Annotated in this window: 8 protein-coding genes; 5 read left to right on the forward strand and 3 right to left on the reverse strand. The window is 65.9% G+C overall.

The window, feature by feature from the left end:
* Positions 1-2126: ROK family protein (locus AC1DG4_RS17245; RefSeq protein WP_477381838.1), on the reverse strand; the 2126-nt coding region annotated here is incomplete at its 3' end.
* Positions 2127-2249: 123 nt separating this feature from the next.
* Between AC1DG4_RS17245 and AC1DG4_RS17250 the strand changes: the two genes are divergently transcribed.
* Both AC1DG4_RS17250 and AC1DG4_RS17255 read left to right on the forward strand, forming a co-directional pair.
* Positions 2250-4301, forward strand: coding sequence for a M3 family metallopeptidase (locus AC1DG4_RS17250; protein ID WP_477421372.1), 2052 nt, complete (start codon positions 2250-2252; stop codon positions 4299-4301).
* Between the two features lie 102 nt (positions 4302-4403).
* Positions 4404-4904: a GyrI-like domain-containing protein gene (locus tag AC1DG4_RS17255; RefSeq protein WP_477381840.1), complete on the forward strand. Its 501-nt coding sequence runs from the start codon at positions 4404-4406 to the stop codon at positions 4902-4904.
* 13 nt (positions 4905-4917) lie between these two features.
* Here the strand turns inward: AC1DG4_RS17255 and clpX are convergent, their stop codons facing one another.
* Together clpX and AC1DG4_RS17265 are read right to left on the reverse strand one after the other, a co-directional pair.
* A complete protein-coding gene (gene clpX, locus AC1DG4_RS17260) occupies positions 4918-6186 on the reverse strand; it encodes an ATP-dependent Clp protease ATP-binding subunit ClpX (protein WP_477381841.1) in 1269 nt (422 codons plus the stop codon).
* Between the two features lie 193 nt (positions 6187-6379).
* Positions 6380-7126, reverse strand: a complete 747-nt coding sequence (locus AC1DG4_RS17265) for a helix-turn-helix transcriptional regulator (RefSeq protein ID WP_477420488.1) — start codon at positions 7124-7126, stop codon at positions 6380-6382.
* 158 nt (positions 7127-7284) lie between these two features.
* Between AC1DG4_RS17265 and AC1DG4_RS17270 the strand changes: the two genes are divergently transcribed.
* From AC1DG4_RS17270 to AC1DG4_RS17280, 3 genes are all read left to right on the forward strand, one after another.
* Entirely contained in the window at positions 7285-10038 is a 2754-nt protein-coding gene (locus AC1DG4_RS17270; RefSeq protein WP_477381843.1) for a LamG-like jellyroll fold domain-containing protein, read from the forward strand.
* Between the two features lie 1101 nt (positions 10039-11139).
* A complete protein-coding gene (locus tag AC1DG4_RS17275) occupies positions 11140-16641 on the forward strand; it encodes an RHS repeat-associated core domain-containing protein (RefSeq protein WP_477421373.1) in 5502 nt (1833 codons plus the stop codon).
* A 167-nt stretch (positions 16642-16808) separates the two neighbouring features.
* Positions 16809-17021: a hypothetical protein gene (locus tag AC1DG4_RS17280; RefSeq protein ID WP_477381845.1), complete on the forward strand. Its 213-nt coding sequence runs from the start codon at positions 16809-16811 to the stop codon at positions 17019-17021.
* Positions 17022-17080: the final 59 nt, after the last annotated feature.

The raw sequence follows: 17080 nt of genomic DNA on the forward strand, positions 1-17080 counted from the left end.
CCATCACCGCCATCCTCGATCGGATAACGGACATGCCCGCCCTCGAGATAATCGCTGCGCGCATTCCAAAGACGGATCTCACCACCCGTACCGTCATCGAAGTTCTCGATCCGCCCCTCCGTGCCGATCACCGTGTAGTTACGCCAATAGTCCGGCGTGAAATGACACTGCTGATAACTCATCAACACCCCCGAATCGGTGCGCATCATGATCATCGAGATGTCCTCGACATCGATCACCGGATTCAGATCCCGCTGCTCCGCCGGCGGCCAGTTGCCCAGCGAGAACCAGTCACCCATGCGCCGGTCCGAGTTATCACGCCGGGACTCCACCCGCCCATACACGGCAAGGTCACCGACACCGACCACGGTCCGCGAGGAGGTGCCAGCGAGCCAATGCATCACGTCGATGTCGTGCGCGCCCTTCTGCAGCAGCAGGCTCATCGACTTGTCCCGCTCGGCATGCCAGTCCTTGAAGTAGTAGTCACCGCCGTGGCCGACGAAGTGGCGGCACCAGATCGCCTTGACCTCGCCGATCTCCCCACGATCGATAACGTCCTTCATCATCCGCACCACCCGCATATGCCGCATATTGTGCCCGACATAAAGCTTCGACCCCGTGCGATACGCGGTCTCCAAGATCCGATCCGCGTCCTCGATCGAGATCGCGAGCGGCTTCTCCAGATAAACCGGAACCCCGCCCTCGAGGAGCTCGACCGCGATATCGGCATGAGTGAAATCCGGCGTCGTGACGAACGCCCCATCGAGCACGACATCCGAAGCGAGCAGTTCGGAGACCGAAGCGAACACCGGGATATCCCCGAACAGACGCGCAGCCCGCTCATGCGTCTGCCGCGCAGGATCCACCGCCGCGACCACCCTGCCCCCAGCCCCCGTGACATGCAACGCCACCCCCGCACGCGCACCCACACCGATCACCGCCGCACGAAACTCCTCAGTCGGTTCCGTCGCGTCCTTCTGCGTCATGTCGCCCCTCTCAGTGCTAGTGGTGATGGCGGGGACCGGCACGTCGTCGAAGCCGTAGATGCGTGCGGCGTGTCGCTGGAACGCCAGCCCAAGAGCGCCGATCGCGGCGGCATCGGCGCCCAGCTCACCACCCCGGATGAGGCGCGTACCCGTGTCAATGCCGGTCACGGCGCTGCGCACGTTCTCCTCAAGCGGTGCCGCGATGAGGTCCGCGAATTCAGCGAGTTCCCCGCCGAGCACGATCACTTCGGGATCGACGGTCAGGATCAGAGCCGCCATGGCCGGCGACATCGCCACGCTCAGGCTGTGCAGCGCCTCGAGACCGCGAGTGTCGGCAGGGTCGTCGCGGAGGCGGCGCAGTTCGGCACCCACGACCGGGACCGCCTCGAGGAGCGTTCCTGTCGGGATCTCCACGTCACTGAACGCGCGCAGCATGCCGACTTCCCCCGCGCGCCCACGGCGTCCCCGAACCACGTGCCCGGCCGCAGTCACTCGTGCCGAGACATGATGCCAGGTGAGTGCGTAGACACCCGTGTCTGCGTCGCGAAGCGCCCCCGAACGGGATTCGGCCTCGGCAGCGAGGGCGAGATCGTTGTCGACCACGACGGGCACCCCGAACGCCTCTGTGAACAGAGTCCCGAGATGGGCACCGTGCCACGAGGTGACCTGAGGAGAGGAGATCACGACGCCCTCTTCGTCCAGGAGTCCGGCAGCGGCAACGCCGATCGCCGCGACGTCCGAAAGGCGACGGCCAGCGCGTTCCAGGGTCTGGCCAAGAAGGGTTCTCAATGGGCCAAGACCCGGTTGCGCGGTCGTGGGCGGGGCGACTTTCGAACTTTGAACGCCGAGGATCCGGCCGGTGCGGTCGGAGATGAGCATGCGCACGCCGCTGCGGGTCAGATCAACGCCTACGACCACCTGGTTTCCGACGATCAGCGAATATGACCGGGCGGGACGCCCCGCGGACGAGCGAGCTTCGTGCTCGACCACGACCCCCGATTCTTTGAGATCTACGAGTGCGGCAGTGACCGTCGGACGCGACAAGCCCGTTGCCTCCGCGAGGTCCGAGATAGTTGCGCCCTCCTGCTCGCGCAGAGCGGTCAGGCATTGCGCAACGAGACGCGGATCGATCGTGGACATCATCGGCCTTTCAAAACTCACTTTGTAACTATTACGAAAGTGCTTTCGTCATTGATACCCGACCGGCTCGCGCTGTGTCAAGGAATCCGCGCGGAACCCGCGTAGGCCTTCTAGGCTCGGAGGATGACGGTCGAGACCAACCCGCTGCTCACGCCCTCCGCTCTCCCCTACGCGCTGCCCGACTACGGCCGCATCCGCGCGGTCCACTACCTCCCCGCGTTCCGGCTGGGGTTCGAGGAGCAGCTCGCGGAAATCCGCCGGATCACGATGGTGCGCTCGATGCCGACCTTCGAGAACACGATGGTCCCCCTGGAACGCAGCGGGGAGCTGCTGGACAGGGCATCGCACGCGTTCTACACCGTGGCGTCTGCGGATGCCACGGCCGAGATCCAGGCGATCGATGAGGAGCTGGCCCCACTGATGGCGGCGCACCAGGATGCGATCCTGCTCGACTCGGCTCTCTACTGGCGAATCTCGCAGCTCCGCGATCAGATCGACGCTCTGCGGCTGGAGCCGGAGCAGCGACGTCTCGTCGAACGCTGGCATCGCGAGATGACTCTCGCCGGCGCGGCGCTCGACGAGTCGGCCAAGGCGCGGCTCACCGAGCTGAACCAGCGGATCTCCTCGCTCAGCATCACGTTCGAGAAGAACCTGCTCGCCGACACGAACGAGCTGGCCGTCGTGTTCGACGACGCGGCCGAACTCGACGGCCTGAGCGCCGGGGAGCTGTCGTCCGCCGCGCGCGCCGCCTCCGAGCGCGGGCTCGAGGGCAAGCATCTGCTCGCGCTCCCCCTGTTCACCGGCCACCCGGCGCTCGCGGCCCTCACGAGCCGGGAGAGCCGTCGCCGGGTCATGGAGGCGTCGCGCTCGCGCGGCACACGGGGCGGCGCGCACGACAATCGCGACGTCCTCGCCGAGATCGCAAGCCTCCGCGCCGAACGTGCGGCGCTGCTCGGCTACACATCCCACGCGGCTGCGGTGACGGCCGATGAGACCGCCGGCACACCCGAAGCCGTGGAGCACATGCTGCGCGACCTCGCTGCGCCGGCTGCCCGCAATGCGGCCGCCGAGCGCGCCGCCCTGCAGCGGCTGATCGACGACACCGAGCCGGTGCCGTTCCCCCTGGAAGCGCACGACTGGGCGTTCTACACGGAGAAGCTGCGCACCGYGCGGTACGACATCGACACCGCGGCGCTGCGCCCCTGGTTCGAAGCCGAGCGCGTGCTGCGCGACGGCGTGTTCGCGGCGGCCGGCCTGCTGTACGGACTCTCCTTCACGGAGCGGCCCGACCTGCCGGTCTACCACCCGGGTGCGCGGACCTTCGAGGCGTTCCAGGAGGACGGATCCGCGCTCGGCCTGTACGTGCTGGATCTGTACACGCGCGACAGTAAGCGGGGCGGGGCGTGGATGAACCCGATCGTGAGCCAGTCCGCGCTGCGCGGCACGCTCCCGGTCGTCGCCAACAATCTGAACGTGTCGAAGCCTGCGGAAGGGCAGCCGACGCTGCTCACGCTCGACGAGGTGAACACGCTCTTCCACGAGTTCGGGCACGCGCTGCACGGGCTGTTCTCCGACGTGACGTATCCCCATTTCTCCGGCACCAACGTGTTCCGCGACTTCGTCGAGTTCCCGAGCCAGGTCAACGAGATGTGGATGCTCTGGCCCGAGATCGTCGATGATTACGCGCGTCATCATGAGACCGGCGAACCGCTTCCGGAGGGACTCGTCGATCGTCTGCGGGCGACGGAGACCTTCAACCAGGGCTTCGAGACCAGCGAGTACCTCGCGGCGGCGTGGCTCGATCAGGCCCTGCACGCGCTGTCTGAGGGCGACACGATCGACGATGTCGCGGCGTTCGAGGCCGCGGCCCTCACCGACATCGGTCTGAACGATCCTGCGGTGCCGACCCGATACTCCTCGGCATACTTCGCGCACGTGTTCTCGGGCGGTTATAGCGCGGGCTACTACTCCTACATCTGGAGCGAGGTCCTCGACGCCGACACCGTGGAGTGGTTCCGCGAGAACGGCGGCGCCCAGCGGTCCACCGGCGAGCGGTTCCGCCGACGTCTGCTGGGTGTCGGCGGATCCAAGGATCCGCTCGAGGCCTACCGCGACTTCCGCGGACGCGACGCAGAGATCGCCCCTCTGCTCCAGCGACGAGGCCTCGATCGCTGACCGCATGCAGGAGTTCGGGTGAGCCCCTGTCGGGGACCCCTCGCCCGACCTAGGCTGGTGGCGGACGCGGCGGCGGACGCCGTCGGTCGCAAGGAGGAACCGATGTCCTTGTTCTCGGAAGAGCCCTACGACACCACGACCCCGCTCGATCTGCCGCCGGCCCCGCTCGCTGCGGTCCACCGGACCGGCTTGCGCGTGGACGCCCTCGGATCCACGTTCGATCTCGTCTTCGGCGCGCTCGGAAAGGCGATCGCCGCGGGGTCCCTCACGACCTCCGGTCCCGCCGTCGCGATCTATCGGGGCGACCCCATGGAGGTCTTCGATCTCGACGCCGGATACCCCGTCGAAGCGGCGCTGTCCGCACCGCTCACGGTCGACGGCGTCGAGATCGTTGCCGCGGAGCTGCCGAGCGGGCCTGCTCTGGCGACGACCGTGATCGGGCCCTACGGCGGCTTGGGCGAGGCCTGGGGCCGGCTCGCCGGCGAGAGCACCGCGCTCGGGCACAGCCCTGCCGGCGTTTGGATCGAGGTCTACGTATCGGATCCGAGCGTCACGGCCGCTGCGGAACTGCGCACCGACCTCATCCTCCCGGTTCAGCGCTGAGCGCGGGCGCCGCTCAGGCGCTCTTGCGCTTACGCGCCAGCACCAACGTGGGCGGAGCACCCTCATCGACCGCGGCGCGGGTCACGACGACCTTCTGCACGTCCTCGGTCGAGGGGATCTCGAACATGATCGGTCCGAGCACGTCCTCGAGGATCGCGCGGAGTCCGCGTGCACCGGTCTTGCGCTCGACCGCCAGGTCGGCGATCGACTGCAGCGCGTCCTCCTCGAACTCGAGTTCCACGCCGTCGAGCTGGAACATGCGCTGGTACTGCTTGACCAGCGCGTTGCGCGGACCCGTGAGGATGTCGATGAGCGCGGCCTGATCGAGCGGCGTGACCGAGGCCACGACGGGGAGGCGTCCGATGAACTCGGGGATGAGGCCGAACTTGTGCAGGTCTTCGGGAAGCACCTCGCTGAACAGGTCCAGGTCCTTGCCCTTGTCGTGCAGCGGGGCGCCGAAGCCGACACCGTGCTTGCCGACCCGGGACGAGATGATGTCCTCGAGGCCCGAGAAGGCGCCGGCCACGATGAACAGCACGTTCGTCGTGTCGACCTGCAGGAACTCCTGGTGGGGGTGCTTGCGCCCGCCCTGCGGCGGCACCGAGGCGACCGTTCCCTCGAGGATCTTCAGGAGCGCCTGCTGCACGCCCTCCCCCGAGACGTCACGGGTGATCGACGGATTCTCGGCCTTACGCGCGATCTTGTCGATCTCGTCGATGTAGATGATCCCGGTCTCGGCGCGCTTGACGTCGTAGTCCGCGGCCTGGATGAGCTTGAGGAGGATGTTCTCCACGTCTTCGCCGACGTAGCCGGCCTCGGTCAGCGCGGTGGCGTCGGCCACGGCGAAGGGCACGTTCAGGCGCTTCGCCAGCGTCTGCGCAAGGTAGGTCTTGCCGCAGCCCGTGGGACCGATCATCAGGATGTTGCTCTTGGCGATCTCGATCTCGTCGGCCTTCTGCTCGGCCGGCTGCAGCGTTCCACGAGCGCGCACGCGCTTGTAGTGGTTGTAGACCGCGACCGAGAGGGCGCGCTTGGCCTGGTCCTGCCCGACGACGTACTCCTCGAGGAACGAGAAGATCTCACGGGGCTTGGGTAGATCGAACTCGGCGACCTCGCCGTTGGCGGACTCCGCCATGCGCTCTTCGATGATCTCGTTGCAGAGCTCGACGCACTCGTCGCAGATGTAGACGCCGGGCCCGGCGATGAGTTGCTGGACCTGCTTCTGGCTCTTGCCGCAGAAMGAGCACTTGAACAGGTCGGCGCTCTCACCGATGCGTGCCATGTGCGTCCTCCTTCGAGACGTGTCCGCGGTCACCTCCGTGTTGTCACGACGGGCGATCACGGCGTAGGAACACCGTGCGGCGTTGCCGCTGTTCGAGCCTAACCGCTGCATCCGACATCCGGCCGCATCGCCACGGATCCCCCGCGCCGCGCCGCTCCGCGCACGGCGAACACGCCTGCCGGATCCTTTATCTTCAGCTCAATGTGGTGGCTGCGGCGATCACGTCGTTGAGTGTGCTCGTAGCGGCGAGGACGGGGATCGCGACCAGGATCTGCAGCTCTCTCGCTCGTTCCCGCAGCGCGGTGCGGCCCCGACCGCCGAGCTTTTTGCCTATGCCGGTCACGTGGTTCTTGACTGTGCGCGGCGACAGATGAAGCTCATCGGCGATGTGCTGTCGGGATGCGCCGTCCATGAGCAGCTGGAAGACTGCTGCTTCGCGCGATGTCATGTGTTCGCGCATCGCTGCAGGGTCCAGTTGCTCGCGGTGCTCGCACAGACGCTCTGCGGCCGAGCGCATCGCGTCGAAGGCTTCGGAAACGAGTGTCAGGATTCGTGCCATCACCACCGCGCCGACCTCGATCGGATCTGCTCCTAGGGCACGAGAGATCTCCGTGACCAGTGCACGGTGCAGATGCATCCCGACTTGCACGGAGTCGTGCGAGTCGAGCCTGGCGGTCAGCACGGTCCGATACAGAGGTTCGGGCAGCATCGGCGGAACGGACGGGAGTTCTCGAAAACAGCCGACTACATCGGCGACGAGGAGCCCGATGCGGAGATCCCTACCGGCGACTAGCAGGTCGTCCGTCGCAGCACGGTTCCCGGATGCGTGCAACTCCGCGCTGTAAGCACGGCAGACACGCTCGGTCAGTGTGTCGAGCTCCAGTGCGGAGACCTGCTCCGCGCTGCCGATTGCCCCTTCGCTCACGGCCGCACCGATCATTCGCGTTCCCTTTCCCAGCACCGCCGAGACCATTCGCCAGCGTAGGGACTTTTCAGCCGCGATCCAACCCTTCAATGAAAGTCGGGACCCCAGGTCCTATATGCGCGACTGCGACTTCTCCCTAGTGTCTGGCCATGGCTCACGTACCACGCGCCCCAATGACACTCGCCGTCATCGCGACTTGTGTCGCCGTGTCGTTGATCCCGATCGCCCCCTCCCCTGCTATCGCCACAACCACGGTCAGCGCCTCCTCGAGCGCTGATTCGCAGTCCGCCCCCGACGAGGCGACCGCGCTCTCGCTGGCCGGTGCCACGGGGCATCCCGTTCGAGTCGACGGCGAGACCACCACGACCTCCTCGGTATCGGCGCAGCCGAACGGCGGGTTCCAAATGCGCATCGACACCGTTCCGGTACGAGCAAAAAAAGACGGAGTCTGGTCAGATCTGGACGAGTCGCTGCGAGCGAACGACGATGGCATGTTCGAGCCCGTCAACGCCGCACTCCCAGTGCATTTCGGCCCCGGCGGATCGGATCTGCTCGACGAGGTGCAGGCTCCTGGCGGCGATTGGGTGCGCGAAACCTGGCCTTTCGGGGCACTACCTGTACCTCAGGTCTCCGGGGACACCGCCACCTACGCTGGCGCGCTTCCCGGCGTGGATATTCGGCTCAAGGCGACCGCAACCGGAATGTCGACTGTCCTCGTCGTGAAGAACGCGAGTGCGGCAACCGATCCCCGTCTCCGCGCGTTCCGGCTCGACGCGAGCGGCGCGAACCTTGCCCCCACAACCACGGACCAGATGCTCGCCACCGCGCCGGACGGGTCGACGGTCACCGCCGGATCCCCGTTGTGGTGGGACTCCACGCAGGGCGGAAGCGCGGACGGCCCTGGGGGTGACGAGCCTGACCGTCCTGTCAAGCACGTCACCGACTCGACCGGCCTGAGCCTCGATGTGGCACAGACCGTGGCGAGTACGCCGGTGAAGTATCCGATCTACATCGACCCTGATTGGTCGTCCGGGGTCTCGACCTCCTGGTACACCGACGCGGCGTACCCCGATCAGTCGTATCTGGACCCCGCGAGTTCGGATGTGCTCAGAGTCGGCAGCTACGCGCAGTGGAACTCGTACATGTACTTTGAGTACCCGATCGGTGCGCTCTCCGGAAAGACGGTTCTCGCGGCATCGCTTGCAACGACGCAGTTGTCCATTGATGCGTGCCCGACGAACGCGATCTCGATCGAGGTCTACGGACCGCAATGGGCGGGTTTCACATGGAATCAGCAGGCGGGACCGTGGCGTCCTGCGTTCGCGTCCCAGACCCCCGGCAGTTGCAGCAACCCGTCCGCGACGGTCCCGGTCGGCTGGGACGTGACGTCGGCGCTTCAGTCGCAGATCGGACAGACGTGGATCCAGTTCTGCGTGTTCGGGGCGACCGACTATACCCGTCGTCACTTCTCGCGAGCGGCGACGATGTACGTGAGCTATGACACTCCGCCGAACACGCCGACTGCGCTCAGCATGTCCTCTCCCAACCGTGCATGCGGGACTGCGTCCGCTCCGGCGATCGTCAACAGCACCGTCCCTTGGACCTTCACTGCGACCGTGACCGACCCGGATCCCGGTGCATCCGTGAATGCCAATTTCTATGTCATGGCCGCGAGCCAGGTGGGTTCGAGTTCCCCCACCGCCATCGCGATGAGAAATCCAGGAAACTATCCACCTGGCGTGTTGTCGGTCACGTTCCCCGCGAACACCGTGACGAGCCCGGGGCTCTATGCGTGGAGAGTTCTCGCCGGCGACGGCGTTCTCCTGTCGCCGTATTCCGGCTACTGCTACATCCAAGTCGTGAACACGCCGCCCCCGGCACCCACAGTGACGACATCCGCTACGACCATGACGGTTGGGGTCGGTGTTCCCGTCACGCTCGGAACCGGCAGCGGAAGCGGAGTCGTGGGCTACGAATATTGGCTCTCACGCTTCCCTTCGACAACCCCCGCGGCCCCAGCCCCGATCCCGAACTTCTGGAGCAGCACGACACCGGCCTGCGGCAGTCAGAGCGCCGGCACCACCATCGCCTGTCCCAACGCGACCATCACAGTAGCCCCCATTGATGACAACTCGGTCCTATGGGCGGCGGCCTACGACGCCGCGGGCAACGTCTCTAAAGCCACTCCTCTGCCGTTGCAAAGCAACGGTGGAACGGCGGCAACACTGGCCGGTACCGCGAGCTTCCACAGCTGGCCGATGAACGGCTTGTCTACGCCGTACCCGGCGGTTGTGCCGGACAGCAACACCGGCACGGCGACCGACACCACCGGATCTAAGCCCCTGACTAAGGGAACGACGTCGACGTGGGTGTCCGACTCGATCGGAACGACCACTGGTGTTCCCACACTGGCGTTCGCAGGAGCGACGTCGAACACGGCCACCACTTCAGGCGGCCCCTCCATCGATACGACGAAGAGCTTCACCGTGTCCGCATGGGTGAAGCCGACCTCCGTCACTGGAACCCATACGATCATCGCGCAATCCGGAGCCTCCAGATCCGGCTTCATCCTCGAGCAGGTCTCGGGAGTCATGACGATGTGCGTTCAGCCACAGGTCGGGGTGTCGAGCCCTGATTGCGCGGCCGCACCCTCAGCGTCGCCGGCAGGTAGCTGGATCATGGTCACCGGGATCTGGGACGCAGTGAATCACCAGGTGCGCATCATTCTCGGTGATGTCGGGAGCGAGGCCGTCGCCCCGCACGTGCCACCATCGGGCGATGTCACCGCAGGAGGAACAGTGACGGTCGGCGCGGCACAGGCCGGAGGCGCGCTCGCAAACCCCTGGACCGGCGACATCGAGAACCCCGTACTCGTGCAGGAGGTCCTCGACACTCAGACGCTCAACGCCCTCTACGGCACCTTCTAGGCGAACGGATCACCCATGTCCATCGGTTCCCTCCTCCTCGCTCGTGCGTCACGACTCGCCTTCGGCGGAACCGCGGTGCTGGCATTGGTCCTCGGCGCGAGTGTCCCGGCATCCGCGCTACCCATCCCGGGGGCAGCAGGAGACCCGCCCACGCCTTCGTTCGGCGCGCCGGTCAAAGGGCATTCATTGGCCGATCTCCCGGACCGATCGCCCGCAGATTCGTCCAAGAGCCAGATCACCGCGCCGCAACTGCTCACCGCAAGCACCGAAACCACCGTCGACACCCCATCGAGCACGAAAGCACGCCACGTGTCGACCACGGGAAAGACGGCCGCCGAGGTTTCGGGTCAGTGGGTAGACATTGGCGCCGCCGGCATCGCGGTCGCCGCAGCGACCGACGGCAAACTCTCCGCAATCCCCCGGGTCTCGATAAACGTGCTGAGCACCAAGGAGACCGCCGCCCGGGGCCTGAACGGGATCGTGATCTCACTCACCAGGGCCGATGGGAGAAGCACGACAGGACCAGTCGCCGTCTCCATTCCCGTCTCGATTCTCCAAGGACTTTATGGCGGGGACCTCGCGTCACGGCTGCAATGGACCCAAACACCCGACGATTCCGGACCTGCCCCACAACCGACTCCTGCACCGAGCCCTTCGAGCACTCCGGCACCCACCACAACTCCGCCCCCCACACCGGCTCCGTCTCCAAACTCCTCGCCAAACTCATCCACCGCGCCCACGCCGATTCCGTCGCCGTCCCCAACTCCGAGCAGCACACCGACTGGGCCGGCGCAACCATCCCCGACGCCGACGCCGACATCCGAACCCGACGTAGCACCGGCAGCGCTTATCACTCGGACCTCCCCCGCGACCACGACCGATGCAGGCAATGGAGTCGCGACGCCCGTCGCCTCAACACTTGACAGCAAGACGAGTTCGATCGTCCTCACGCCGAACGTCTCGGGGCAGAGCACGCTGATGACCGCCGCGGCCGGTCCTGTCTCTTCTGCCGGCACCGGGACATTCGCGGCGGCTCCCCTCAACATGGCATCGTCCTGGGCGGTGTCTCCTCAGACGGGGGATTTCTCCTGGAAGTACGCGATGCGAACACCGCCTGCCGCTGCAGGGCCGTCACCGGCACTGGCTCTGACGTACGACTCGCAGTCGGTCGACGGGGAATCCGCGTCGACGAACAATCAACCGTCGGCGATCGGCGAGGGCTGGTCTCTCTCCGGCGGCGGCTTCATCCAGCGCACATACGTGTCGTGCTCGGTCGATAACGGCTCCTCCGGCCCCGTAACGACCTCCGGAGATCTGTGCTGGAAGACCGACAACGCGATGATCTCGGTCGCAGGACACTCCGGCCTGCTCGTCAAGGACACCAGCGGCGTCTGGAAGCTGCAGTCCGACGACGGGAGCCGGTTCGAGCATCTTTCCGGAGCAGCCGCGGGATGTGGGAACGCCACGTACGACGACGACTGCTGGCGTATGACGACCCGCGATGGCACGCAGTACTTCTTCGGCCGCAACCAGCTTCCCGGGTGGAGCGCCGGCGCACATGCGACGAACTCCACCTGGACGGTCCCGGTCTTCGGCAACGATCCGGGCGAGCCGTGCCATGGTGCTACGTTCACTGCTTCGGCGTGCAACCAGGCGTGGCGGTGGAATCTCGACTATGCCGTCGATGTGCACGGCAATGCCGAGGCGCTCTACTACGACGCTGAGACCAACAAGTACGCGCAGAACGGCGGTGCGGCCGTGAGCTACACGCGCGGCGGCCAGCTGGACCACATCGACTACGGGCTCAGCGCATCGAACATCTACGGCGCGAACGCCGCCGGCGACCGCGTGTTCTTCGGCTACGACGCTTATGGGCGCTGCAGCGACTCGGCGCACACGACCTGCTCGAGTGAGGCGATCACTGCCGCAGCCACGACTCCGACGACGCCGGCGTCGTATCCGGACGTCCCGTTCGATCAGCTCTGCACCGCCGCGACCTGCTCGCAGCTTTCGCCGACGTTCTTCACGGATGGCATGCTCGACACCGTCACCACGAGCGCGCTGATCGCTGGCGCATATCAGACCGTCGACGCCTGGGCATTCGGCCACTCGTTCCCCGCTCCGGGCGACAGCACGAACGCGGCTCTCTGGCTCACACAGGCGACACACACCGGGTCGGCTGCCGGTCAGACCTCGATTTCCGAACCGCCCACGGCCTTCTCCGGCACCACGAAGCAGAACCGTGTCTGGGCCGCTGACGGGCTAGCCCCTCTGGACAAGTGGCGTCTCGCGTCGATCCAGACCTCACTCGGCGCCGTCATCGGCGTGAACTACTCGACCGCGCAGTGCAACTCGACGAACGGGCCAGGAATCGAGGCATCGCCGTGGTCGAACACGAACTGGTGCTTCCCCGAGTGGTGGACGCCCGGGGTGCTCGGTGCACAGACGCCACGGGAAGACCTGTTCAACAAGTACGCGGTGACGTCACTCTCCACCTCCCCGACGACCGGAGGCGGACTCGACCAGGCCCAGCAGACGTCTTACGTATACGGCACTCCCCGATGGAGATACGACACCTCACCGCTCACGCCCGACGCCTACCGCACCTGGAACCAGTTCGCGGGCGTCGACACCCTCGAGATCCGTTCCGGCGATCCCAACAGCCCCACGCTGGAGAAGGTCACCGACGACACGTTCTACCAGGGCATGGACGGAGATCGCGCCGGCGCCTCAGGCGGCACGAAGAGCGTCACTGTGAAGGGCACGTCTGTCGCGGACGCACGATGGTTCGCCGGTCAGGTCTACGAGGAGAAGAGCCTGCTCGGCGTCGGCGGATCCGTCCTGTCCGACGCGGTGCAAACGCCGTGGGCATCAGCCGTCACCGCGAACGACGGCACCAGCACCGCGCGGATGACCGCGGTCCAGGACACGGTCGTGACGCAACCGCTCTCCACCGGCGGCAACCGCTCGTCCGACACCAAGACGACGTTCGACGCAACCTACGGCTACCCGACATCGGTGTCGACCATCCCGACGGACAACGCGCCGCGCACCTGCACAACCAGCACCTACACCGCTGCGAACGCGGCGGCATGGATCGTCGGGCTCCCTTCCGAGGTGAAGAAGGTCGGAGTCGATTGCGCCAGTCTCGGGACGGCCGTGTACCCGCGCGACCTGATCGGCGATGTCCGCAACTATTACGACAGCGGTGCGCTGGGCACGGTCGGCAACCTCGGCGGCTTGACCAGCACGAGCCAGGTCGACTCCTATTCAGGGACCACCGCCCACTGGACGACGGCATCGACCACGACCTACGACGCGTTGGGACGCGTCGCCACCTCGAAGGATGTGCTGGGGCACACCACAAGCACGACCTACGTTCCCTCCGGGTCCGCACCGCTCACCAGCAAGACGGTGACCAACACCCTGGGGTGGACCAGTACGACCGCCTACAACCCTGAATGGGGCGCAGCGCTGTCGACGACCGACCAGAACGGCCACGTCACGACAGCGACGTACGACGCTCTCGGTCGCCGATCCCAGGTGTGGCTGCCGCAGAACACGCAAGCGGCCAACCCCGCGTCACCTTCTGTGGCGTACACCTATACGCTGTCGCAGTCCGCCCCGAATGTCGTCCAGACGACGACACTCCTGGCCTCGGGCAACAACACTCAGTTCGTGCTGTACGACGGCCTCGGACGCAAGGTGCAGACCCAGGCTCCCGCGGACGGCAGCAGTGGCGGAACGGCCGTCTCTACGACCGGATACGGCCCGTCCGGGCAGGCGAATTGGCAGGACAACGCATACTGGACGACGTCGGTGACGCCCTCCGGAACCCTCTTCGTGCCAACGACCGAAGCATCGATCCCGTCGCAGATCCGCACCACGTTCGACGCCGCGGGACGGGCTACCGCGACGTCGACCTGGGAGAGCGGAACCAAACGCTTCGAGACGGATCAGGCTTTCTCCGGTGCCGATCGYGTCGACACGACTCCGCCTTCGGGAGGAACGTCAACCAGCGTCTTCACCAACTCCGGAGGCCAGAAGACGAAGCTCACCCAGAAGGTGTCAAGCTCCGTCAGCCAGTCGACCGTCTACAACTACGACGCCGCGGGTCACATGACAGCGATGACCGATCCCGCCGGCAACGCGTGGTCGTGGTCCTACGACGTGCTCGGACATCAGGTGCTCGCGACCGATCCAGACGCAGGTGCCACGAGCTCGACGTACGACGATGCGGGAAACCTGCTGTCGACGACCGACGCGCGCGCACAGACGCTCAGCTACACGTATGACGCTCTCAATCGCAAGACCGCGGAGTATGCCGGAACCACCGGTGGCGCGCTGCTGACGAGCTGGGTCTACGACACGGTGGCCAAGGGTGATCTGACCTCGTCGACGAGCTACACGGGTTCTGTGCCCGGCACGCCCGGTCTGGCGTACTCGACGACGATCGGCGGATACGACGCCGCGGACAAGCCGACCTCGCAGACGGTGACCATCCCGGCTGGCGCCCCCGCCTTCGCGGGCACCAGCTACACGGTGTCTCTCACCTACGGCGCGGATGAATCCCTCATCGCGAGCGCCGAGCCGTCGGCCGGTGGGCTGCCTGCGGAGACGGTCAAGACCAGTTACACCGGTGACGGCCAGGTCAACGGCGTCAGCGCAACGGGCGTCTCGACGGTCGTCCAGTACACGCCGATCGGTCAGCCCGGATCGGTCAACCGCTTCATTCCCCCGCCGCTGTTCCAGTCAACGAAGTACTCGGCATACTCGGCATACGGGTACGACGCCGCTACCGGTGCTCTGGCGAACATCACGGACAATGCCATGTTCGCAGCGGCCGGACATCCGATCGCAAACCGTACGTACACGCGGGACGACGCCGGTGACGTGACGTCGGTGACGAACACGGCCACCTACCCGTCATCGACCACGCAGGTGGATTGCTACAACTACGACGGACTCGGCGAGCTCACCCAGGCGTTCACGCCCGGTGGCAGTTCGACCTGCGCGACAACTCCCTCGCAATCGATCCTGGGCGGCCCGGCCCCACTATGGGACACCTACACCTACGACACCGTGACGGGTAACCGCACCGGCGAGACCGTACACGCGACAGCCACGTCTGGCACGACCGTCACCGGTACGTACGGCTACCCCGCCGCGCACGCCTCACGCCCGCACACCGTCAGCACCATCACCGGCACCAGCGCCCCCGGCGTCGGCTCCTACACCTACGACGCCGCCGGACACACCCTCACCCTGCCCGACCACACCCTCACCTACGACGCACACGGCAAACCCGCCACCATCACCACCCATACCGGCACCCAACAGAACATCTACGACGCCAGCGGCGGCCTGCTCCTGCAGCTCGACCCGGGCCAAGGCGCCGCCCTGTTCCTCGGCGACACCGTGCTGCACCAAACCGGCACCAGCCCCATCACCGGCGTACGCACCTACAGCGGACCCACCGGCCCCCTCGTCGAACGCACCGCCACGGCCGGAGTCACCGGATCCACCCTGACCTGGCTGTTCACCGACATCGACGGCACCGTCGACATCCACACTGACGCCCTCACCGGCACCACCACCAACACCTACCGCGACCCCTTCGGCAACCCGATCACCGGAACCGGAATCTGGTCCGACGGCAACGCCTACCTCAACCACCCCACCACCGCCGACACCAGCCTCACCACCCTCGGCGCCCGCCAATACAACCCCACCACCGGCCGCTTCCTCACCCCCGACCCCATCCTCGCCACCGGCGACCCCCAACAAACCAACGGCTACGCCTACGCCAACAACAACCCCATCACCCTCACCGACCCCACCGGCCTCGACCCGATCTACGACTCGTGCCGAGGGTCGAACATGGGCAAGTCCTGCTGGGACTACATGTACGGCGGAAGCACCACACCCGCCTCAACGATCAGCAACAGCCCCGACCCCATCGGCGCCTACATCAAGAGCGAAGGACTCCCACCAGACTTCAACCCCGTCGCAGCCGCCGCATGCGGCTGGATGCAAGAGTGCGTGAACTCGCAACCCAACCGATGGGCCGCAGGCCCCGGGTACAACCCCGCACCCGGCTCCCTCGCCAAATGCGAGGAAGCATGCCAAGCCATCGCCACCTTCACCACACTCACCCTCCTCACCATCGCCCTCCCCGAGTTGGGTATCCCCGCCGATATCGCCGAAGCCAGCAGCGCCGCAGGCGAGAGTGCCGTGCTGGGCGGCGAAGAGGGTGCCACGCTTGCCGCCAACGAGCTCGCGGGGAACACGGAGGTGGAAGCAAGCCTCTACCGCGGCGTGGCACACACGCACCCTGGGTACGAGAACGCATTGCGTGGAGCCGCGCATCCGCGCGGCGGGGCGGCCACGGCGGCGGAACACAACGCTGGTAATACCCTTAGCGAGTACACATCGTGGACGACGGACCCTTCGGTTGCCTCCGACATGAGCTATCCCGGTGGCGTAATGCTGAGGATCCCGAGGTCCGCAGTTGAGGATCGTATTGTAGTTTCACCTGATGTCTACGATGAGGCCGAAGTATTGATCAGAGGACCTGTAACCGGTGCGGAAGTGCTTCCATGAAACAACCCTTGACGCGACTACATCTTATGGACTTGCTCGACGCTCGGATCCCTCCACCCCCAGGCCGTTTGCTCAAGATTCTACGGTCGTCTCAGTCGGAGAAGATCGATGCTACTCTCGTCGCCACACAGGAGATCCGAGATATCTATCAGAGCCGTCTTCGACGCATGAACACCGAAAGTGTGCTCCGGGAGGACACCCGTCGCCTCGTCAGCGCGCTGAACAAGTACAACGAGCAGAGCGTTCTGCTCGTCGTGATAGAGCAGGGCGACTTCAATGCTGCAATCTGGCTCCCCACTGATGCCGCATACATCTTCGCGATCATCATTAAAGAGTCGAACGGTGAGTACAACAGAGCGGCCCCCGGACCCGTAGGGTAATGAACGGAAGAGTCGTACGACAAACCAGGCGGATTCAATCAAGCAAATTCCGACTTCGA

The sequence above is a fragment of the Microbacterium sp. 05N427 genome (genome assembly GCF_056397105.1).

Bases quoted from the DNA above. Each gene is read 5' to 3' on its own strand.
- AC1DG4_RS17265 (WP_477420488.1), bottom strand. From the start codon at position 7,126: ATGATCGGTGCGGCCGTGAGCGAAGGGGCAATCGGCAGCGCGGAGCAG.
- AC1DG4_RS17280 (WP_477381845.1), top strand. From the start codon at position 16,809: ATGAACACCGAAAGTGTGCTCCGGGAGGACACCCGTCGCCTCGTCAGC.
- AC1DG4_RS17255 (WP_477381840.1), top strand. From the start codon at position 4,404: ATGTCCTTGTTCTCGGAAGAGCCCTACGACACCACGACCCCGCTCGAT.
- AC1DG4_RS17270 (WP_477381843.1), top strand. From the start codon at position 7,285: ATGACACTCGCCGTCATCGCGACTTGTGTCGCCGTGTCGTTGATCCCG.